Source organism: Pantoea sp. Lij88 (assembly GCF_030062155.1).
Classification (GTDB): Bacteria; Pseudomonadota; Gammaproteobacteria; order Enterobacterales; family Enterobacteriaceae; genus Pantoea.
On record NZ_CP118269.1, the window covers coordinates 1,383,958 to 1,403,998 of the forward strand.

Here is a 20,041-nt window from a genome sequence, read left to right on the forward strand (position 1 = left end):
GGACCGACTCCTGCCTGAGAATAGCGTGATAATGTAATACTATAACACTATCACGATCGGCAACGGGCGTGGGGTTAGTCTGCGCGGCCCATATAACGGCGTTCAGCAATATGGATGCGGATGCGGTCACCATTGCTGAGGTATTCCGGAACCTGGATGGAGAGGCCGGTACTCATTCCGGCTGGTTTAGTGCGGGCGCTGGCGGAAGCCCCTTTAATGCCTGGTGAGGTATCCACGATTTCCATATCCACGGTTTGTGGCAGTTCCAGCGCCAGCACCTGACCTTCCATCGTCAGCACGTGAATGCCAGGGATGCCGCCTTCAGGGATAAACAGCAGCTCTTCTTCAATCTGCTCCTGTTTAAAAGAGTAGGGGGTGTAATCTTCATCATCCATGAAGATATATTCGTCACCATCTATATAAGAGAAGGTCACGCTGCGACGGCTGAGCGAAATTGCATCAATAATCTCGTCGCCCTTAAAGCGCTCTTCCACTTTCAGGCCGGTGCGCACATCGGTAAAGCGCATTTTATACAAGGTGGCGGCACCGCGTGCGCTGGGGCTCTGGACATCAATGTCTTTAACCAGCAGCAGTTTACCGTTGTGTGTGACGGCCATCCCTTTTTTGATTTCATTGGCTTTTGGCATTGCTGTTCTCGCTATCTTGAGAGTGAAGTGCGCGCAACGTTACTCGCGCCGGTGAAAACTGGCAATATGGCGGATGCGAAATTTTGTGTCAGGCCGGGGGTTTCATGGCAATTAGTGGGGTGGACTGCTATTGTCGCCGCGACTTTCTCTGCTGGCGCAAACCATGCAATGCGATGCCTGTTGCACAGTGCCCTCTGTTTCTTCATCGATTCCGGGCATGCCTGATAGTAAGCGATTAAAGCGGGAAGTGAAGTGTTTAAGGGTGCAGTGTCGATCCCTCTGAGGTTCTGTTACTGTCTTTTGTATTCTGAACGTCGCGTATGAGGTGTTAATGCAGTGTCGTATTGATTGTGGTGCCTGCTGCATCGCGCCCTCCATCTCCAGCCCCATCCCCGGAATGCCACAGGGTAAACCCGCGAATGTCCGATGCATTCAGTTATCGGAAGAAAATTTGTGCATGATTTTCGGTTCAGACTTAAGGCCGAAAGTGTGCGGAAGTCTGCAACCTTCTGGCGATATGTGTCTTTCAGACCGTAACTCTGCCATGACGTACCTGATTGAGCTTGAAGCCAGCACACGTGCCTGAGACCCCTCTCACCGCTTAGATTAAATGCAGCATCAGCGCTTATCTGACCCAGTCTTCCAGCTGCAATCCGGGCACCCGTTGAAACTCGCGTGTGTTATTAGTCACCAGAATAGCCCTGGCCGCAATGGCATGTCCGGCAATCGCGGTGTCGTTGGGGCCAATGGGCGTTCCGGCAGCAGCCAGCGCGGCTTTGATTTCAGTGGTTGCATCTACCGCTGCGCGGTCCCAGGAAAGGACAGCATCAAGACGGGCGCAGAATGCATCTACCAGGTGCATATGCCGTGGTGAAGCTTTCTTTCCGATCGCCCCAAAACGCATTTCAGCATAAGTAATGGCAGAGACAACAATCCGATGGTTGCGCAGCACCGCCTGTTCCAGTCGCCGGATGACCTCCTCAGGCTGCTCACGCATAATAAATGAGCAAATATTAGTGTCGAGCATATAGGTCTTGTTCACAGATCAAAACGCCCCTCATCGCTGACAACGTCTTCACGCTCTGTCATGAAATCAGCGTCAGCTTTTTCAAACTGGGTAAATGAACGCCATGTGGGTCTGACAGGACGCAGAATAATGGCATCTCCTTCCCTGATAATTTCCAGCTCGCTCACCCCCTCAAAATCCATATCGCGGGGCAGGCGAATCGCGCGATTATTACCATTTCTGAACACAGATACGATTCTCATACTGGACACTCCTCTTAAAATATCTGGCCCGAACGCAGGCGTAACGTCAATAACGGCGTATTGCCTCAGTTTATGCCAGCCTTCCGTAAATGTATAGGTCAGGCATATGCTACTGCGATGACTGTCATCGCCAGGCCGGTTTCAAAAATATTCGGGCACACAGCTCATGAGGCGATGCCCGCCATCAGGCCGTTACGTTTCTGCTGTAATCCGGGCGGTAATGGCGTCCTGACGCGCTGACGCTGCTGAAGTTTTTAGTCCGGTAATCTCTGGCTTACAGCAACCGCGTCAGCCTGTTCACTTTTTATTCCCCTTAATCACCCCGAAATGTGCGTAACGTCAAAAATCTGTTATGCCGTTTGCGCATTTTCTTGCCTGTGGAAAATTGCTGTACCACAATCCCTGAAACGTTTCAGCGGTGACCGCGCCACCTGTTTTTAACAGCATGGCGTAAAAAAATCCCCACTGGCTGAAACGATTCAATCTCAGCAAGCGAGGAGAATTATGTTCCAGCTCGAATTGCAGGCCATCCATACCGGAGCCAGCGCCCAGAACAAAGAAGAGGCCATTCGTCAGGTTGCTGCCGCGTTAACCGCAGCGGGCAATGTGACGGAAGGCTACGTCAACGGCATGCTGGCGCGCGAACAGCAGACCTCAACCTTCCTCGGCAACGGCATCGCAATCCCTCATGGCACCACCGATACCCGCGATATGGTGCTGAAAACCGGTGTTCAGGTGTTCCAGTTCCCGCAGGGCATTGCCTGGGGTGACGATCAGACTGCCTATGTCGCCATCGGGATTGCCGCTAAGTCGGATGAACATCTGGCGCTGCTGCGTCAGCTGACGCATGTTCTGAGCGATGACACCATCGCCGAACAGCTTAAAACCGCCTCTGCTGAAGACCTTCGTGCGTTGCTGATGGGCGAGAAACAAGCCGCCGAGTTCAGCTTCGACACCTCATTAATTACCCTCAACGTCGCAGCCAGCGATCTGATCACCCTGCAGGCGATGAACGCTGGCCGGCTGCAGTCCGCAGGCGTGGTGGATGCCAGCTACGTTGCAGACGTGGTCTCAACGGCTCCGCTGAATCTGGGTCAGGGCATCTGGCTCAGCGACAGCAGCCTCGGTAACCTGCGCAGCGGCGTTGCCATCAGCCGCGCTGAACATGCATTCGACCATCAGGGCGAATCCGCGGCGCTGTTAATCAGTGTTTCAGCGACCGATGAACGTCCGCTGGAAGTGCTGGGTTACCTCAGCGCATTGCTGCAGCAGGGCAAAGCGGATCGTCTGCTGAAAGCTGATGCGGCAGGCGTCTATGCTCTGCTGACTAGCGAAGTTGATGAGCAGGCTGACGTGCTGACCGCTGAATACACTATTCGCAACGAACATGGCCTGCATGCCCGTCCGGGCACCGCGCTGGTCAGCGTGATCAAGCAGTTCAACAGCGACATCACCGTGACCAATCTCGACGGCAGCGGTAAACCGGCTAACGGCCGCAGCCTGATGAAAGTGGTTGCACTGGGCGTGAAGAAAGGCCATCGCCTGCGCTTTACCGCCAGCGGTGACGATGCACAGCAGGCGCTGAACGCGATTGAAGAAGCGATCACCAGCGGTCTGGGTGAGGGGGCATCATGAGCAGACGCGTCGCCACCATCACGCTGAATCCGGCCTATGACCTGGTGGGATATACCCCTGAAATTGAACGCGGCGAAGTCAACCTGGTGAAAACCACCGGGCTGCATGCAGCGGGCAAGGGCATCAATGTCGCTAAAGTTCTGAAAGATCTGGGTATCGATGTCACCGTGGGTGGCTTCCTGGGTAAAGAGAATCAGGACGGTTTCCAGCAGCTGTTCAGCGAGCTGGGCATCGCTAACCGTTTCCAGGTCGTGCCAGGCCGTACCCGAATCAACGTTAAACTCACTGAACAGACCGGCGACGTCACCGATCTGAATTTCTCCGGTTTTCAGGTAACGGCTCAGGACTGGGATCGTTTTACCACGGATTCTCTGACCTGGCTGGGCCAGTTCGATATGGTCTGCGTTAGCGGCAGCCTGCCAGAAGGCGTCGATCACGATGCCTTCACCCGCTGGATGACCGAACTGCGCACCCACTGCCCATGCATCATCTTCGACAGCAGCCGCGAGGCGCTGGTGGCAGGACTGAAAGCCGCACCGTGGCTGGTTAAACCTAACCGCCGTGAGCTGGAAATCTGGGCTGGCCGCAAACTGCCAACCCTGCAGGATGTGATTGGTGCTGCGCATGAACTGCGCGAACAGGGCATCGCCCATGTGGTGATTTCGCTGGGCGCTGAAGGCGCGCTGTGGGTCAACGCCTCTGGCGAATGGATTGCTAAACCGCCGGTGTGTGAAGTTGTCAGCACGGTGGGTGCAGGTGATTCAATGGTTGGCGGCCTGATTTATGGCCTGCTGATGCGTGAATCCAGCGAACACACGCTGCGTCTTGCGACTGCCGTGGCGGCTATGGCCGTCAGCCAGAGCAACGTTGGCGTTTCCGATCGTACTCAGTTGGCCGCAATGATGGCGCGCGTCGACTTACAACCCGTTAACTGACAGCAGGAGAGCGATAATGAAAACGCTGCTGATTAAAGACCCTACACTGGGACTGGCTTCCGCATACATGGCGCAACAACGTCTGGCTGCTGCCGCAGCTGCTGCGGGCCTGACCCTGACTGATAACCCTGCCGACGCTGAACTGGCGATTGTGCTGGGTAAAAACGTGCCTGACGACGCGGCGCTGAACGGCAAAGCGGTCTGGCTGGGTGATATCCAGCTGGCAGTACGCGAGCCGGAAACGTTCCTGAACCGCGCGAAAGCCGAAGCTAAAACCTGGCAGGCCCCGGCTGCGGTGGCAACACCGGCAGGCGCACCTGCTGCGGCACCGGCTCAGGCTGGCGCGCAGAAACGCGTGGTTGCCGTTACCGCCTGCCCGACTGGCGTGGCGCACACCTTTATGGCTGCCGAAGCTATTCAGGCTGAAGCAACCCGTCGCGGCTGGTGGGTGAAAGTGGAAACCCGCGGTTCAGTGGGTGCCGGTAACGCGATCACCCCGGAAGAAGTCGCTGCTGCCGATCTGGTGATCGTCGCCGCGGATATCGAAGTCGATCTGGCGAAATTCGCCGGCAAGCCGATGTACCGCACCTCAACCGGTCTGGCGCTGAAGAAAACCGCGCAGGAACTGGATAAAGCCGTCGCAGAAGCGAAGCCGTATAAAGCGGCGGCTGGCGGTCAGAGCAATGAAAGTGAAGAAGAGAAGAAAGGCGGAGCAGGGGCTTATCGTCACCTGCTGACCGGTGTTTCTTACATGCTGCCGATGGTGGTCGCGGGTGGTCTGAGCATCGCCCTGTCTTTCGCTTTTGGTATCACAGCCTTTAAAGAGCAGGGCACACTGGCCGCTGCGCTGATGCAAATCGGTGGGGGCAGCGCCTTCGCCCTGATGGTTCCGGTGCTGGCAGGTTTCATCGCCTTCTCCATCGCGGATCGTCCGGGTCTGACGCCAGGTCTGATTGGCGGTATGATCGCTACCAGCATCAACGCAGGCTTCTTAGGCGGTATCATCGCCGGCTTTATTGCCGGTTATGCGGCGAAGCTGATCAGCGGCAAAGTTAAACTGCCGCAAAGTATGGAAGCGCTAAAACCGATACTGATTATTCCGCTGTTCGCCAGCCTGATCACCGGCCTGCTGATGATCTACGTGGTGGGCAAACCGGTTGCGGGCATCATGAATGGCCTGACGCACTGGCTGGCTAACATGGGTACGGCGAATGCGGTCCTGCTGGGTGCAATTCTGGGCGGCATGATGTGTACCGATATGGGTGGTCCGGTGAATAAAGTGGCTTACGCATTCGGCGTTGGCTTACTGAGTTCGCAGACGTATGCACCGATGGCCGCCATCATGGCAGCCGGTATGGTGCCACCGCTGGCGATGGGTCTGGCAACACTGGTTGCCCGTCGTAAATTCAACAAAGGTCAGCAGGAAGGCGGTAAAGCGGCACTGGTTCTGGGTCTCTGCTTTATCTCTGAAGGTGCGATTCCGTTCGCAGCCCGTGACCCGATGCGCGTTCTGCCTTGCTGTATCGTGGGTGGTGCAACCACCGGCGCGATCTCCATGGCGATTGGCGCGAAACTGATGGCTCCGCACGGTGGACTGTTTGTCCTGCTGATCCCTGGCGCGATTACCCCGGTTGTCGGCTATCTGATGGCAATTATCATCGGCACCGCGATTGCAGGTCTGAGCTATGCGGTACTGAAACGTCCGGAAGAGCAGCTGGCGAAAGCCTGATGTGCAGAAATGCATAATCTGCTGAAGTGAAAATAACAGGGAGCCGGATGGCTCCCTGTTTGCTTTTGTGAGGTATAGGCTCAGGGAACATACGCCTTCCGTAAAGACGCAAAGGACGCCATCCCTGGCGGGCTCAGCGCGGGCGATTACGCACCTCACCCATGAGGTGCGCCCGTTGCCGGGCCAACGCGTTGCGTTGTTCAAAAACGCTCCCGGCGTTTTTGTCCATGGCCCGCGATGCTTTACTCCAGGCGTATGCTCCCATCGCTCTAAACTTCTCAGCCGTTTGAAAAAGCCAGCTGGCTCCCTTTTTCTAACCCTGCTGTTCGGCTTTCAGCCAGGCAATCTCATCTTTCCAGATATCAGGATTAATAGTTTCCAGAATCAACGGGATGCCATCAAACCGCGGATCTTTCATCAGCCAGCTAAACGCCGTTTTGCCGATATTGCCTTCACCCAGGCTGTGATGGCGGTCAACGCGACTGTCGAAGGCGCTTTTAGCGTCGTTAAGATGCATGCCGCGCAGATAATCAAAGCCCACAATGCGCTCAAACTCAGCAAAGGTCGCTTCGCAGTCCGCTTCGGTGCGCAGGTCATAACCGCCAGCAAATGCATGGCAGGTATCAATGCAGACGCCGACGCGCGACTTATCTTCGACATGTTCAATAATGGTGGCGAGGTGCTCAAAGCGGAACCCCAGGTTACTGCCCTGACCGGCGGTATTCTCAATCACGGCGGTCACGTTCTGGCTCTGATCGAGAGCGATATTGATCGACTCCGCAATCCGCTTCAGACAGGCTTCTTCTTCAATCTGATGCAGATGGCTGCCAGGATGGAAGTTCAGCAGCGTCAGGCCGAGCTGGTCACAACGTTGCAGTTCATCAATAAAGGCAGCGCGGGATTTCTCCAGCGCCTCTTCAACCGGATGACCGAGGTTAATCAGAAAACTGTCGTGCGGCAGGATTTGCTGCGGGCTGAATTTGTACGTCTCGCAGGCGGCGCGAAAAGCATCAATCATCTCAGTGGAGAGCGGGGCGGCCTTCCACTGACGCTGATTTTTAGTAAAGAGCGCGAAGGCGGTGGCTTCTATTTCATGGGCGCGGATCACGGCCTGATCCACGCCACCTGCCGCACTCACATGTGCGCCAATATATTTCATGCCTTTCTCCTGGGGCTATGCACGGATGAAACGGCATGATACCCGATGCCGCTAGCCCATGAAATGTTGCACCAGCAGATTGATGGTGCCGCCGCCCGCGATTAACCAGCCAAACACCAGCGCGCCCAGCAGCAGCGGCTTAACGCCGGCCTCTCGCAACGCGCCAAAACGGGTCGTTAATCCCAGTGCCGCCATCGCCATCGCCAGCAGCAGACCCGCCAGCTCGTTCACCGTGGCAACTACCGTGGCAGGCAGCAGCTGCAGCGAGTTAAACAGCGCAACCGCGATAAACAGCAGCGCGAACCAGGGAAACGTCACCGGCTGACGGGCTTTGCTCGCTTTGCGTTTGCCGCGTAACACCGCACTCAGGCAGAGCAGGAACGGCGCCAGCATCATCACCCGCAGCATTTTGGCAATCACGGCGCTGTTCTCGGCATCCGGACTGATACTGTGTCCGGCGGCCACCACCTGCGCCACTTCATGGATGGTAGAGCCGGTGAAAACCCCAAACTGTGCCGCGCTCAGGCCCGGAAACAGGTGATGCGCCAGCGGCCACAGCAGCGGATAGATAAAGATCGCCAGCGTACCGAACAGCACCACGGTCGCGATAGCCACCGCGACTTTCGATGGTGCGGCTTTCACCACCGGCTCGGTCGCCAGTACGGCCGCAGCCCCGCAGATACTGCTGCCCGCGCCAATCAGCCAGACGGTATCGCGGTCCAGTTTCAGCAACCGGATGCCCAGCAGGCAGGTCACCAGGAAGGTGCTGCTCAGCGTCAGTGCATCAATCAGAATGCCGCTGAAACCGACGTCGGCGATTTGCTGTAGGGTGATGCGAAAACCAAACAGGATGATCCCCAGTCGCAGCAGCTTCTGTTTCGCCAGCACCACGCCACTGTCGCAGTGCGACGCCAGCGGCGTATAAACGCTGTTGCCGACCAGGATGCCCAGCATAATCGCCAGGGTCAGTGAACCCAGCCCCAGCGCGGCAATTGCCGGTTGCTGCGCCAGCCAGCTGGCAGCGGCGGCAATCGCGGCGGTCAGCAGCAGACCGGGGAACCAGAGCGTAACAGGATGATGCGTTTTAGCGATGCTCAGTTCGGTCATGATGGTCACTCCTCGTGGTTGAGTCCTGATCATGACGGCGACTGGCTTAAAAGTGAAATTGATAATATATTTATAATTGACCAGAATAAACGATAAGGCAGCCATCATGATAGTTTCGCGTCTGCGTCGCTGGGCGACGCTGATCAAAAGAGATGTATTAGTGCTGGCGTTCGCTTTTCGCGATCCGCGCACGCCCTGGTGGAACAAGCTGGCGATGCTGGGGCTGGTCGCCTATGGCGTCAGTCCGATCGATCTCATCCCGGATGTCATCCCGTTTGTCGGTTTGCTGGATGATGCGGTGATCATCCCGACGGGCGTCATGGTGCTGTTGCGGTTACTGCCGCGAGAGGTGCGCATCAGCAGCAGCGAGCGGGCGCAGGCCCAGCGTTCCCGCGGCAAAAAAATGGCAGGCTGGCTGGTGGTAGTTGGGCTGATCTGGCTGGCGTTAATCATTTACCTTGTCAGGCATTCACTGAGTTAAGAGGCGACGATGCACATTACGCTGCGGCAAATCGAAGTGTTCACCGAAGTGCTTAAGAGCGGTTCCACGACCCAGGCCTCGCAACTGCTGGCGCTGTCGCAGTCGGCGGTCAGCGCAGCGCTGGCCGATCTGGAGAGCCAGCTCGGGGTGCAGTTATTTGACCGCGTTGGCAAACGGCTGGTGCTGAATGAGCATGGGCGGCTGCTTTATCCGCGAGCGGTCGGGCTGCTGGAGCAGGCAGGGGAAATTGAGCAACTGTTTAAAGAGGATAACGGCGCGATCCGCATCTTCGCCAGCAGCACCATCGGTAACTATCTGCTGCCGGGCATGATGGCGGCTTATCGTCGTGATTTTCCCGGTCTGCCGCTGGAGCTGAGCGTGGGCAACAGTCAGGATGTGATTCAGGCGGTTTCCGATTTCCGTGTAGATGTGGGTTTGATTGAAGGACCGTGCCACATGACCGAGCTGGTCAGCGAACCCTGGCTGGAAGATGAGCTGGTGGTGTTTGCTGCGCCCGATGCTGCAATTCTGCAACAGCCGGTCACGCTGAAAACGCTGGCGGAAGCGCCGTGGATCCTGCGCGAACGCGGCTCCGGAACCCGTGAAATCGTCGATTATCTGCTGCTGTCGCACCTGCCGAGTTTTCAGCTGGGCATGGAGCTGGGCAACTCCGAAGCGATCAAACATGCGGTGCGGCACGGCATGGGTATCAGCTGTCTTTCTCGCCGGGTAATTGCCGATCTGCTGGAGGCGGGCACGCTGACAGAACTGACCATTCCGCTGCCGCGACTGACCCGGACGCTCTATCGTATTCATCACCGGCAGAAGCATATTTCAAAGGCACTGACGCGCTTTTTGTCCTATTGCCGTGAGTGACTGCTAATAATCCGGGCGCGATCATGAACTTAACTAATAACAGCATGGCATCGCTATACAGAGGCGGTCTGGCTGCTACAATCGCGCCTCATTTTTACCCAGCGTAGCGTTAACACATGCATAATGACTCAAAAACAACACAACAACCTGCATTACGACGTGCGTTAAAAGCCCGTCATCTGACGATGATCGCCATCGGCGGTTCCATCGGTACCGGCCTGTTTGTCGCCTCCGGCGCAACTATCGCTCAGGCTGGCCCCGGCGGGGCTCTCCTCTCCTATATGCTGATCGGCCTGATGGTCTACTTCCTGATGACCAGTCTCGGTGAGCTGGCCGCCTTCATGCCCGTATCGGGTTCTTTCGCCACTTATGGCGCGAAATATGTCGAAGAGGGCTTTGGTTTCGCGCTCGGCTGGAACTACTGGTACAACTGGGCGGTGACCATCGCGGTTGACCTGGTCGCGTCACAGCTGGTGATGACCTACTGGTTCCCCGATACGCCTGGCTGGATCTGGAGCGCGCTGTTCCTGGGCCTGATATTCCTGCTCAATTACATCTCGGTAAAAGGCTTTGGCGAGGCAGAATACTGGTTCTCGCTGATTAAAGTCGCCACCGTGATTATCTTTATCATCGTGGGCGTGCTGATGATCACCGGTATTATGCGCGGTGCGGAGCATGCGGGCTGGCAGAACTGGCAGGTGGGTGATGCGCCATTTGCAGGCGGCTTTGCGGCGATGATTGGCGTGGCGATGATTGTGGGATTCTCCTTCCAGGGCACCGAGCTGATCGGTATCGCGGCGGGCGAATCTGAAGACCCGGCGAAAAATATCCCGCGCGCGGTGCGGCAGATTTTCTGGCGTATCCTGCTGTTCTATGTGTTCGCCATCCTGATTATCAGTCTGATCCTGCCGTACACCGATCCGCAGTTACTGCATAACGACATTGACGATATCAGCGTCAGCCCGTTCACGCTGGTGTTCCGGAACGCCGGTCTGCTCTCTGCGGCAGCAGTGATGAATGCGGTGATCCTGACGGCGGTGCTGTCAGCCGGTAACTCCGGTATGTACGCTTCAACGCGCATGTTGTACAACCTGGCCTCCGAAGGCAAAGCGCCGCGCATTTTCGCGAAGCTCTCTAAGGGCGGCGTTCCGCGCAATGCCTTATGGGCGACGACCGTGGTGGCCGGGCTGTGTTTCCTGACCTCTAAGTTTGGTAATCAGGAAGTTTATCTGTGGCTGCTGAATACCTCAGGCATGACCGGTTTTATCGCCTGGCTGGGTATTGCCATCAGTCACTATCGCTTCCGTCGCGGCTATGTCGCTCAGGGACATGACCTGAACGATCTGCCTTACCGTTCCGGCTTCTTCCCGCTGGGACCGATCTTTGCCTTCGTGCTTTGCCTGATCATCACGCTGGGCCAGAACTATCAGGCATTCCTCAACGACAGCATCGACTGGTACGGCGTAGCGGCAACCTACATTGGTCTTCCGCTGTTCCTGATTATCTGGTTCGGATTCAGGCTGACGCGCGGCAGTCGTTTCGTGAAGTACAGCGAGATGGAGTTCCCGGTTCACAAAGATTAGATCTGTGCGCTGGCGCTGTTGAGGCAGATGCCTGCCACAGCGCTTTGAGGTTGCAGATGAGCCACATGCTCAGGGAGCATACGTCTTTCGCAAAGACGCAAAAAACGCCATCCCTGGCATGCTCAGCGCGGGCCATCCCTGGCCCGCGATGCTTTGCTCCAGACGTATGCTCCCATCGCTTTAAGTACTGGAGCAGCCTCAAAGCGCCGTGTCTGCCGGTATCCTGCCTATAACAACACCATTTTTTACTGTTTTTTCACGTCTCGCTTATGTTCTCGAATTGATAATTATTATCACCTGCACTATTGTGGCTGCGTTTTCTGACGTGATAGCCACACAGGGTTCAAACATGACTACCGAAACTTCGCTGCTGGCGGGGGAAGAGACGCTTCACCACACCATGCAAAATTACCATCAGGTGCTGCGACGCCGCCTGATCTGGATTGGCGTATTACTGGTGGCAATTGTTGCCTCGCTGATTCTCGATTTCACGCTGGGTCCGGCCGGACTCTCACTTGATACGCTGTGGAACACGCTGCTTAACCCCGACAGCGTTGATGCCGGCACCCGCGTCATTGTCTGGGACATTCGTCTGCCCTATGCGCTGATGGCGCTGGTGGTGGGTCTGTCGCTGGGCCTCGCCGGTGCAGAAATGCAGACCATCCTGAACAACCCGCTGGCCAGCCCATTTACGCTCGGTGTCTCATCGGCGGCGGCGTTTGGTGCCGCGCTGGCCATCATCCTCGGCGTGGGTATTCCTGGTATTCCGGATCAGTGGTTAATCTCTGCCAACGCCTTTGTCTTTGCGCTGTTTGCTGCGCTGATGCTGGATGCGGTGACCCGCTGGACGCAGGTCTCCTCGGCGGGCGTGGTGCTGTTCGGTATTGCGCTGGTCTTCACCTTTAACGCGCTGGTCTCAATGATGCAGTTCATCGCCAGCGAAGATACCCTGCAGGGCCTGGTGTTCTGGACCATGGGCAGCCTGGCGCGCGCCTCCTGGGAGAAGCTGGGCGTGCTGACCGTGGCGCTGGCCATTCTGGTGCCGTTCTCAATGTTGAGCAGCTGGAAACTGACGGCGCTGCGTCTGGGCGAAGACCGTGCGGTGAGCTTTGGCATTGACGTGCGTCGTCTGCGCCTGACGACCCTGCTGCGCATCAGTATCCTCTCGGCGCTGGCCGTGGCGTTTGTCGGACCGATCGGCTTCATTGGCCTGGTCGCTCCCCACATTGCCCGCATGATGTTTGGCGAAGATCACCGCTTCTACCTGCCAGCCAGTGCGCTGGTTGGCGCGCTGGTATTGTCGCTGGCGTCTGTCGCCTCGAAAAACCTGATCCCCGGCGTGATCATCCCGGTCGGCATCGTCACCTCACTGATTGGGGTGCCGTTCTTCCTGAGTATTATTCTGCGTCATCGGGGGACGGTATGATGGAACAGGGTCTGACGTTACGCGGCTTCAGTGCCGGTTACCCAAAAAACAAAGTCATCGATAATCTCAATATCGCACCGCTGCCGCGCGGTGAAATCACCGTGCTGCTGGGGCCCAATGGCTGCGGTAAATCGACGCTGCTGCGCGCGCTGGCCGGGCTGAATAAAGGTCAGGGCGAAATGTGGCTCAACGGTGAGGATCTCATGACTCAGCCGTTTGCCCGCCGTGCGAAGAACGTGGTCTATCTGCCGCAGTCACTGCCTGCGGGCGTGCATCTGCATGTGCTGGAGTCGATCATCGTGGCGCAGCGTGCCTCTGGGGGTCTGCACAGCGCCAGCAGTGAAGCGGAAATCATGCATCTGCTGGAGCAGCTCGGCATTGCCCATCTGGCGATGCGCTACCTCGATCAGCTCTCTGGCGGACAGAAGCAGCTGGTCGGTCTGGCGCAGTCCCTGATTCGTCGTCCTAAGCTGCTGCTGCTGGATGAACCGCTGAGCGCACTGGATCTTAACTATCAGTTCCACGTCATGGATCTGGTACGCCGTGAAACCGCTCAGCGCAACATCGTGACGGTGGTGGTGGTGCATGATATCAACATCGCGCTGCGTCATGCGCAGCATGCGCTGATGCTGAAGCAGGGTGCGCTGGTGGCGGAAGGGCAGCCGGATAAGGTGATTACCCCGGCTACGCTGGCAAAAGTGTATGGCGTGAATGGCCGTATCGAACACTGCTCACGCGGCATTCCGCAGGTGATGATCGATGGGCTGACCGGTCCGGCACTGGTCTGAGAATCGGGCGGGGCCTGGGTTTAAGCCCGCGTTCCGCCAGTACAGCATGCAGAAAAGTTCAGGGCCGCAAATGCGGCCCTGATTATTTACGCCAGCAGATGCTGAGCATGGAAGCGCAGATGATCTTCCACGAAGCTGGCAATAAAGAAGTAGCTATGGTCATAACCCGGCTGAATACGCAGCGTCAGCGGGAAGCCCACCTCTTGAGCGATCTCTTCTAACCGCTCCGGTTGCAGCTGATCGGCCAGGAACTGATCGCTGTCGCCCTGATCGATCAGCATCGGCAGCCGATGGGACACCTCCGCCATCAGCTGGCAGCTGTCATATTCCCGCCACGCCGCACGATCGTCGCCCAGATAGGCCTGGAACGCTTTCTGGCCCCACGGCACCTGCATGGGATTCACAATCGGCGCAAAGGCAGACGCCGAGGCAAAGCGATTACCCAGACGCAGCGCCAGCATCAGTGCACCGTGTCCGCCCATGGAGTGACCCATAATCGACTGACGTTCACTGACCTTGAAGTTATCCGCAATCAGGGCGGGCAACTCGCTGCTCAGATAGTCGAACATGCGGAAATGACTGGCCCAGGGTTGCTGGGTGGCATTGAGATAAAATCCCGCGCCCTGGCCCAGATCGTATCCCTCATCGTTCGCCACACCGTCACCGCGCGGGCTGGTGTCCGGCATAATCAGCACCAGACCCAGTTCCGCCGCCACACGCTGTGCGCCCGCTTTGCTGGTGAAGTTCTCATCGTTGCAGGTCAGCCCGGCCAGAAACCAGACCACCGGCGGCGGTGCATCACCGTGCGGGGTCGGCAGATAGATGCTGAAGGTCATCGGGCAGTTCAGTACGCCTGACTGATGACGCCAGCGCTGCTGCCAGCCGCCAAAAATACGGTGTTCTTCCAGTAGCTCCAGAGTGGATGCCATAACGCCTCCTGATTACTTGTTAAAGTGCACGACCGAGCGAATCGATTTTCCTTCGTGCATCAAATCAAAGGCGTCGTTGATCTCTTCCAGCGGCATGGTATGGGTGATGAAATCGTTCAGGGCAAATTTACCGTCGAGGTAATCCTGCACGATGCCCGGCAGCTGTGAACGGCCTTTCACGCCACCAAAGGCGGAACCGCGCCAGACGCGACCGGTCACCAGCTGGAACGGACGGGTAGAGATCTCTTCACCGGCACCGGCAACGCCGATAATCACAGACTCGCCCCAGCCTTTGTGGCAGCACTCCAGCGCGGAACGCATCACGTTGACGTTACCGATACACTCAAACGAGAAGTCCACGCCGCCGTCGGTCAGTTCGACAATCACATCCTGAATCGGCTTATCGTAATCTTTCGGGTTAATCAGATCGGTGGCACCCAGTTTGCGCGCCAGATCGAATTTGCTGGTGTTGAGGTCAATCGCGATGATGCGGCCGGCTTTTGCCATTTTGGCGCCGATGACCGCAGAAAGACCGATGCCGCCGAGACCGAAGATCGCCACGGTGTCGCCTTCTTTCACTTTGGCGGTATTCATTACCGCGCCCATGCCGGTGGTGACGCCACAGCCCAGCAGACAAACCTCTTCCAGCGGCGCTTCTTTACTGATTTTCGCCAGTGAGATCTCCGGGATGACGGTGTACTCAGAGAAGGTCGAGGTACCCATATAGTGGAAAATCGGTTTGCCATCTTTAAAGAAGCGGGTAGTGCCGTCCGGCATCAGGCCCTTGCCCTGGGTGGCGCGAATGGCCTGGCAGAGGTTAGTTTTGCCTGACAGGCAGAACTTACATTTGCCGCACTCCGGCGTGTAGAGCGGAATGACATGGTCACCCACTTCCACGCTGGTTACGCCTTCGCCCACGGCTTCCACGATGCCGCCGCCTTCATGGCCGAGAATGGCCGGGAACACGCCTTCCGGGTCGGTGCCGGAGAGGGTGTAGGCGTCGGTATGACAGACACCGGTCGCGACAATACGCACCAGCACTTCGCCTTTCTGCGGTGGCATCAAATCCACTTCTTCGATTTTCAGCGGTTCGCCAGCAGCCCAGGCAACAGCGGCACGGGTTTTGATCATGTTCATGCAATCCCTCTTCCAGTCAGATTGTGACGCGTAATAGCGCCAGTTTGTCGTGATTTAAACATAGCGTGGAACGCTTATTCCGCCGCCTGTAATGGGTGGATCAGCTCATCGTTGAGCGGGCGATCTTCAAATTGTTCAATAATCAGGTACTTCAGCGCTTCAACATTCGGCGTAAAGGCGTCGCGTCGCCACATCAGCCAGGTGGCGGTGTCGCGATAAGCGGCGGGTAAGGTATGCGCCTGCACCCGTGACCGATCCGCCATCTGCTTCAGTACTGAAGCCGGGATCATCGCCACACCTGCACCGCCCGCCACGCAGGCCAGCATGGCGTGATAGGACTGAATCTCCATCACATTATCGGGCGCGGTCTGGCTGTCGCGATACCAGCTCTCCAGCTTCACCCGGTAAGAGCAGCTGTTGCGAAAGGCAAACAGGGTATCGTCCTGCACATCGCGCGCGGTGGTGATTGGCCCATGATCCAGCCCGGTGATAAGAACCATCTCCTCGCGAAAAGCGATGCAGCCATTCAGATCGTCATGAGAAACCGGGCCATCCACCAGCGCAGCGGCCAGGGTGCCTTCACGGACCCGATCGATGATTTCGCCCGAGGTGCCGGTAATCAGCGACAGCGCCACTTTAGGAAAGCGCTGATGATAGGCGGCGAGCAGGCCGGGCAGGCGGGTCGCCGCGGTGCTCTCCATAGAGCCCAGCGCAAAGTTGCCCGCCGGTTCGCCGGTGCGGGTCATGCTCATCGCTTCTTCGCTTAATGCCAGAATACGCTGCGCATAATTCAGGAAATTATGGCCCATCGGCGATAAGCGAATGCGTTGCTTCTCACGAATAAACAGATCCACACCCAATTCTTCTTCCAGCTGGCGCAGCCGCGTGGTGAGATTAGAGGGGACGCGATGCAGCTGTTCAGCTGCCCGCGCCAGAGAACCTGTTTCGGCGACGGAACAGAACATACGCAGCTGAACTAAATCCATATCTTCTCTTCCCGTAAGCAAGTTGGTTAATATTATTCACTTTCCGTGAGTTTAGTCATCCTGCATGCTGTTAGCAAGTCAGAAGAGATCTCAGGGCAGAACAACAGGAGTTCAGCAATGGCGTTACGCGTCGCGCTCAGCGCATTTTTAACTTTATTCGTGGCGATGGGCATTGGGCGATTCGCCTTTACGCCGCAGGTGCCGCTGATGATTCAGGCACACCAGCTGACACTCACCAGTGCCAGCCTGGTGGCAGCGCTCAACTATCTTGGCTATCTGTGTGGATCGTTCGATGCGATGCGCGCGCACCGGCGGGTCGAGTTACGGCTGCAGGCGGGCGTGTGGGGGGCGGTGATCCTGACGCTGCTTTCGGCACTGGCAACCGGGCCCTGGCTGCATGGCGCCATCCGCTTTCTGATTGGCTGGGCCAGCGGCTGGGCGATGGTGCTGGTGGCAGCCTGGAGCAATGAACAGCTGCACCGGCATGGCCGGGCAGGCCTCTCGGCAGCCGTGTTTGCCGGGCCGGGCTGCGGAATTTTTGTCAGCGGTCTGCTGGGGGTAGCGCTGCACACATTCCAGGTCTCTGCCGGTCTGGCCTGGGCGGCTTACGGCGCGCTGGCGCTGCTGCTGATTGCGCTCATTACCCGTAACCTGCCGCGTCGCGGCGAACTGCATCGCCCGGATCAGGCCCCCGCGCCGCTGGTGCTGAATCGCAACCTTAAACGTCTGGTGCTGAGTTACAGTCTGGCGGGCTTTGGCTACATTCTGCCCGCCACCTTTTTGTCGCAGATGGCCGCCACACGCTTTCCTGATGGCATCTTCGCGCAGTTTGTCTGGCCGATATTTGGCGGCGCGGCGATGATCGGCATCGTGCTGGGGATCCTGACGCGGCGCTGGGGGCACAGCCATGTCCGCCTGGCCGTGGTGCTCTGGGCACAGGCGCTGGGCGTATTTGCTGCGGCACTGCTGCCCGGCTTCAGTGGCCTGCTGGCCGGTGCGCTGCTGGTGGGCGGTGGCTTCCTCAGCGTGGTGCAGCTTTCAATGCTCTGCGCCCGCGAACTGGCACCCAATCATCTGCGTTATATGGCTGGCCTGCTGACCACCGGCTACGCGGTCGGACAACTGGTCGGCCCGCTGCTCTCTTTTCTCTCCACGGCCCTGTTACATCGGCTGGAGCCAGCCCTGTGGGTGGCCGGGGTCAGCCTGGTCTGGGCGGGCCTGCTGGTCTGGCGAAGAATTGAGTGAAAAGCTTTCATCACCAATCTGATTGATTGCTGGATTCCCTGCAAAGAAAGTTTCACAATACGCGCCTGATTACAGGGCCCGCTGGCATTAGCACGCGGGCGCAACACCAGCCGGAGAAGAGTACATGAGCACCCTAAGTCAGGAAGCTGCCCTGGTTCACGAAGCGCTGCTTGCGCGTGGACTGGAAACGCCGTTACGTGCACCGACGCGCGACATAGATGACGAAACGCGTAAAAGCCTGATTGCCGGGCACATGACCGAAATTATGCAGCTGCTGAATCTGGATCTTGAAGATGACAGCCTGATGGAAACGCCGCATCGCATTGCCAAAATGTATGTGGATGAGGTCTTTTCCGGTCTCGACTACGCCAACTTCCCGAAAATCACCGTCATTGAGAACAAAATGAAGGTTGATGAGATGGTGACCGTGCGTGATATCACCCTGACCAGCACCTGTGAACACCACTTTGTGATTATCGATGGCAAAGCCACCGTCGCCTATATTCCCAAGGAAAAGGTGATTGGCCTGTCGAAAATCAACCGCATTGTGCAGTTCTTCGCCCAGCGCCCGCAGGTGCAGGAGCGTCTGACGCAGCAGGTTCTGGTCGCACTGCAGACGCTGCTGGGCACCAATAATGTGGCCGTGTCGATTGATGCGGTGCACTACTGCGTTAAAGCGCGTGGCGTAAAAGATGCCACCAGCGCCACCACCACGACGTCGCTGGGCGGCCTGTTCAAGTCCAGTCAGAATACCCGTCAGGAATTTTTGCGCGCGGTGCGCCATAGTTGAGTCAACGGCGGGCGCATAACGTTGCCCGCCTCGTCAATGCAGGGTGCCGCATGCAACGCTATCACGCGCTGGATTTCATTCGTGGATGTGCCATTCTCGGCATTCTCCTGCTCAATATTGTCGGCTTCGGCCTGCCTTCTGCCGCCTATCTGAATCCCGCCTGGCAGGGCAGCGTCAGCCTCTCCGATACCTGGACCTGGGCGCTCTCTGACGCCTTTGCTCAGCTCAAATTCCTCACTCTGTTTGCACTGCTGTTTGGCGCGGGTCTGCAAATGCAGCTGCCGCGCGGCAGTCGCTGGCTGACTGCCCGACTTTCGATTCTGGTCCTGATTGGTTTTGTGCACGGGATTTTCCTCTGGGAAGGGGACATCCTGCTGGACTACGGCATTATCGGACTGGTGATGTGGCGGGTGCTGCGCGATGTCCCGTCAACCCGAAGCCTGATGAATACCGGTATTCTGCTCTACCTGTTGGGCTGCGGGGTACTGCTGGTGTTTGGGTCGATCTCCGATCCTGAACCGACCAACTCCTGGCTGCCGGGCGCAGCCGATCTGCAATATGAACAGTACTGGAAACTCGCTGGTGGCTGGGAAGCGATACAGAACCGGCTGGATCATCTTTCGTCGGGGCTGATGGCGCTGGCAGCGCAGTATGGCTGGCAGCTGGCGGGCCTGATGATGATCGGTGCCGCACTGCTGCGCAGCGGCTGGCTGATCGGCGAATTTCCTGCACAGCATTACCGTCAGGCGGCGGCGCTGCTGCTGACGATGGGCTTCTCCATTGCGGTGGCCGGTGTGGCAGCGCAGTGGCTGTTACATTGGGAATTCCGCTGGACTGCGTTTTACCTGCAGGCGCCGCGCGATCTGGCCAGTCCGCTGATCAGCCTGGGCTATGCCGCGCTCTGTCTGGCTTACTGGCCACAGATCGCACGCTGGCGCATCAGCTACGCCATCCAGTGCGTGGGCCGCATGGCACTGACCAACTACCTGCTTCAGACGCTGATCTGCACCACGCTGTTCTATCGCTTTGGCTTCTATATGCACTTCACCCGGCTGGAACTGGTCATGATGGTGCCTGCGGTGTGGCTCATTAATATCCTGTTTTCACTCATCTGGTTACATTTCTTCGCACAGGGTCCGCTGGAATGGCTGTGGCGGCGGTTTACGCAGCTCTCTGCCGGTAAATCACGCATCACTGACAACGCCAGATAATGACCGCCATCACAAAGGTTACAGAATTGTATGTAACCGTTTTCATTGATGTGACGCAATTCACGCTGCACGCCTCCCGCCCCTGACAGAATAGCGCCGGTGTACAAC

At 57.5% G+C, this 20,041-nt stretch carries 20 protein-coding genes; 12 read left to right on the forward strand and 8 right to left on the reverse strand.

Annotated features, from left to right (window positions below; all coding sequences use genetic code 11):
* Positions 1-74: 74 nt before the first annotated feature.
* Positions 75-647: an elongation factor P-like protein YeiP gene (gene yeiP / locus PU624_RS10230; protein WP_003854146.1), complete on the reverse strand. Its 573-nt coding sequence runs from the start codon at positions 645-647 to the stop codon at positions 75-77.
* A gap of 331 nt (positions 648-978) precedes the next feature.
* Here yeiP and PU624_RS10235 point away from each other — a divergent pair, with 331 nt between their 5' ends.
* Complete coding sequence (locus PU624_RS10235; RefSeq protein WP_283547519.1) at positions 979-1,233, forward strand: YkgJ family cysteine cluster protein; 255 nt, start codon at positions 979-981, stop codon at positions 1,231-1,233.
* 39 nt (positions 1,234-1,272) lie between these two features.
* On the opposite strand, the gene PU624_RS10240 is transcribed toward PU624_RS10235, so the two are convergent.
* Positions 1,273-1,689, reverse strand: a complete 417-nt coding sequence (locus tag PU624_RS10240) for a type II toxin-antitoxin system VapC family toxin (RefSeq protein WP_283547520.1) — start codon at positions 1,687-1,689, stop codon at positions 1,273-1,275.
* Positions 1,686-1,916, reverse strand: coding sequence for a type II toxin-antitoxin system VapB family antitoxin (vapB, locus tag PU624_RS10245; protein WP_283547521.1), 231 nt, complete (start codon positions 1,914-1,916; stop codon positions 1,686-1,688). Before vapB ends, PU624_RS10240 begins: the two co-directional genes overlap by 4 nt.
* A gap of 504 nt (positions 1,917-2,420) precedes the next feature.
* Here vapB and fruB point away from each other — a divergent pair.
* From fruB to fruA, 3 genes are read left to right on the forward strand one after another with little or no spacing between them, the layout of a single operon-like run.
* The gene (gene fruB, locus PU624_RS10250; RefSeq protein WP_283547522.1) at positions 2,421-3,551 is read left to right on the forward strand and encodes a fused PTS fructose transporter subunit IIA/HPr protein; all 1,131 of its coding nucleotides are present in this window, start codon (positions 2,421-2,423) and stop codon (positions 3,549-3,551) included.
* Positions 3,548-4,486 (forward strand): 1-phosphofructokinase, encoded by a 939-nt coding sequence (fruK, locus tag PU624_RS10255; RefSeq protein WP_090959394.1) that lies wholly within the window; start codon positions 3,548-3,550, stop codon positions 4,484-4,486. The genes fruB and fruK overlap by 4 nt, the downstream gene beginning before the upstream one ends.
* A gap of 16 nt (positions 4,487-4,502) precedes the next feature.
* Positions 4,503-6,215: a PTS fructose transporter subunit IIBC gene (gene fruA, locus PU624_RS10260; protein WP_283547523.1), complete on the forward strand. Its 1,713-nt coding sequence runs from the start codon at positions 4,503-4,505 to the stop codon at positions 6,213-6,215.
* Positions 6,216-6,528: 313 nt separating this feature from the next.
* On the opposite strand, the gene nfo is transcribed toward fruA, so the two are convergent.
* Entirely contained in the window at positions 6,529-7,374 is an 846-nt protein-coding gene (gene nfo / locus PU624_RS10265; protein ID WP_283547524.1) for a deoxyribonuclease IV, read from the reverse strand.
* Between the two features lie 51 nt (positions 7,375-7,425).
* Positions 7,426-8,481: a YeiH family putative sulfate export transporter gene (locus tag PU624_RS10270; RefSeq protein ID WP_283547525.1), complete on the reverse strand. Its 1,056-nt coding sequence runs from the start codon at positions 8,479-8,481 to the stop codon at positions 7,426-7,428.
* 106 nt (positions 8,482-8,587) lie between these two features.
* Between PU624_RS10270 and PU624_RS10275 the strand changes: the two genes are divergently transcribed.
* The 5 genes from PU624_RS10275 to PU624_RS10295 all read left to right on the forward strand — a co-directional run bounded on the left by PU624_RS10275 (position 8,588) and on the right by PU624_RS10295 (position 13,635).
* On the forward strand, positions 8,588-8,962 hold the full coding sequence (locus PU624_RS10275; protein ID WP_283547526.1) for a YkvA family protein: 375 nt from the start codon (positions 8,588-8,590) through the stop codon (positions 8,960-8,962).
* 9 nt (positions 8,963-8,971) lie between these two features.
* Positions 8,972-9,838, forward strand: coding sequence for a DNA-binding transcriptional regulator YeiE (yieE, locus tag PU624_RS10280; protein WP_003854133.1), 867 nt, complete (start codon positions 8,972-8,974; stop codon positions 9,836-9,838).
* A gap of 116 nt (positions 9,839-9,954) precedes the next feature.
* Positions 9,955-11,421 carry an amino acid permease gene (locus PU624_RS10285; RefSeq protein ID WP_283547527.1) on the forward strand — a complete coding sequence of 489 codons (1,467 nt, stop codon included), beginning with the start codon at positions 9,955-9,957 and terminating at the stop codon, positions 11,419-11,421.
* Positions 11,422-11,770: 349 nt separating this feature from the next.
* Positions 11,771-12,847, forward strand: a complete 1,077-nt coding sequence (locus PU624_RS10290; RefSeq protein WP_283547528.1) for a FecCD family ABC transporter permease — start codon at positions 11,771-11,773, stop codon at positions 12,845-12,847.
* Complete coding sequence (locus PU624_RS10295) at positions 12,847-13,635, forward strand: ABC transporter ATP-binding protein (RefSeq protein ID WP_179897018.1); 789 nt, start codon at positions 12,847-12,849, stop codon at positions 13,633-13,635. The genes PU624_RS10290 and PU624_RS10295 overlap by 1 nt, the downstream gene beginning before the upstream one ends.
* Before the next feature lie 86 nt (positions 13,636-13,721).
* Here the strand turns inward: PU624_RS10295 and fghA are convergent, their stop codons facing one another.
* From fghA to ptrR, 3 genes are all read right to left on the reverse strand, one after another.
* Positions 13,722-14,564, reverse strand: coding sequence for an S-formylglutathione hydrolase (fghA, locus tag PU624_RS10300; protein ID WP_283547529.1), 843 nt, complete (start codon positions 14,562-14,564; stop codon positions 13,722-13,724).
* A gap of 12 nt (positions 14,565-14,576) precedes the next feature.
* The gene (locus tag PU624_RS10305) at positions 14,577-15,701 is read right to left on the reverse strand and encodes an S-(hydroxymethyl)glutathione dehydrogenase/class III alcohol dehydrogenase (RefSeq protein ID WP_161732214.1); all 1,125 of its coding nucleotides are present in this window, start codon (positions 15,699-15,701) and stop codon (positions 14,577-14,579) included.
* 74 nt (positions 15,702-15,775) lie between these two features.
* Positions 15,776-16,687, reverse strand: coding sequence for a putrescine utilization regulator PtrR (ptrR, locus tag PU624_RS10310; RefSeq protein ID WP_283547530.1), 912 nt, complete (start codon positions 16,685-16,687; stop codon positions 15,776-15,778).
* 117 nt (positions 16,688-16,804) lie between these two features.
* Here ptrR and PU624_RS10315 point away from each other — a divergent pair, with 117 nt between their 5' ends.
* From PU624_RS10315 to yeiB, 3 genes are all read left to right on the forward strand, one after another.
* Positions 16,805-17,932, forward strand: coding sequence for a YbfB/YjiJ family MFS transporter (locus PU624_RS10315; RefSeq protein ID WP_283547531.1), 1,128 nt, complete (start codon positions 16,805-16,807; stop codon positions 17,930-17,932).
* 124 nt (positions 17,933-18,056) lie between these two features.
* Complete coding sequence (folE, locus tag PU624_RS10320; protein ID WP_061062924.1) at positions 18,057-18,722, forward strand: GTP cyclohydrolase I FolE; 666 nt, start codon at positions 18,057-18,059, stop codon at positions 18,720-18,722.
* A 50-nt stretch (positions 18,723-18,772) separates the two neighbouring features.
* On the forward strand, positions 18,773-19,933 hold the full coding sequence (gene yeiB, locus PU624_RS10325; RefSeq protein ID WP_283547532.1) for a DUF418 domain-containing protein YeiB: 1,161 nt from the start codon (positions 18,773-18,775) through the stop codon (positions 19,931-19,933).
* The last annotated feature ends 108 nt before the right edge of the window (positions 19,934-20,041 follow it).

Bases quoted from the DNA above. Each gene is read 5' to 3' on its own strand.
- PU624_RS10270 (WP_283547525.1), bottom strand. From the start codon at position 8,481: ATGACCGAACTGAGCATCGCTAAAACGCATCATCCTGTTACGCTCTGG.
- PU624_RS10285 (WP_283547527.1), top strand. From the start codon at position 9,955: ATGCATAATGACTCAAAAACAACACAACAACCTGCATTACGACGTGCG.
- yeiB (WP_283547532.1), top strand. From the start codon at position 18,773: ATGCAACGCTATCACGCGCTGGATTTCATTCGTGGATGTGCCATTCTC.
- PU624_RS10295 (WP_179897018.1), top strand. From the start codon at position 12,847: ATGGAACAGGGTCTGACGTTACGCGGCTTCAGTGCCGGTTACCCAAAA.
- folE (WP_061062924.1), top strand. From the start codon at position 18,057: ATGAGCACCCTAAGTCAGGAAGCTGCCCTGGTTCACGAAGCGCTGCTT.
- PU624_RS10305 (WP_161732214.1), bottom strand. From the start codon at position 15,701: ATGAACATGATCAAAACCCGTGCCGCTGTTGCCTGGGCTGCTGGCGAA.
- fruB (WP_283547522.1), top strand. From the start codon at position 2,421: ATGTTCCAGCTCGAATTGCAGGCCATCCATACCGGAGCCAGCGCCCAG.
- fruA (WP_283547523.1), top strand. From the start codon at position 4,503: ATGAAAACGCTGCTGATTAAAGACCCTACACTGGGACTGGCTTCCGCA.
- yieE (WP_003854133.1), top strand. From the start codon at position 8,972: ATGCACATTACGCTGCGGCAAATCGAAGTGTTCACCGAAGTGCTTAAG.
- PU624_RS10275 (WP_283547526.1), top strand. From the start codon at position 8,588: ATGATAGTTTCGCGTCTGCGTCGCTGGGCGACGCTGATCAAAAGAGAT.
- vapB (WP_283547521.1), bottom strand. From the start codon at position 1,916: ATGAGAATCGTATCTGTGTTCAGAAATGGTAATAATCGCGCGATTCGC.
- PU624_RS10235 (WP_283547519.1), top strand. From the start codon at position 979: ATGCAGTGTCGTATTGATTGTGGTGCCTGCTGCATCGCGCCCTCCATC.
- fruK (WP_090959394.1), top strand. From the start codon at position 3,548: ATGAGCAGACGCGTCGCCACCATCACGCTGAATCCGGCCTATGACCTG.
- PU624_RS10315 (WP_283547531.1), top strand. From the start codon at position 16,805: ATGGCGTTACGCGTCGCGCTCAGCGCATTTTTAACTTTATTCGTGGCG.
- PU624_RS10290 (WP_283547528.1), top strand. From the start codon at position 11,771: ATGACTACCGAAACTTCGCTGCTGGCGGGGGAAGAGACGCTTCACCAC.
- yeiP (WP_003854146.1), bottom strand. From the start codon at position 647: ATGCCAAAAGCCAATGAAATCAAAAAAGGGATGGCCGTCACACACAAC.
- nfo (WP_283547524.1), bottom strand. From the start codon at position 7,374: ATGAAATATATTGGCGCACATGTGAGTGCGGCAGGTGGCGTGGATCAG.
- fghA (WP_283547529.1), bottom strand. From the start codon at position 14,564: ATGGCATCCACTCTGGAGCTACTGGAAGAACACCGTATTTTTGGCGGC.
- ptrR (WP_283547530.1), bottom strand. From the start codon at position 16,687: ATGGATTTAGTTCAGCTGCGTATGTTCTGTTCCGTCGCCGAAACAGGT.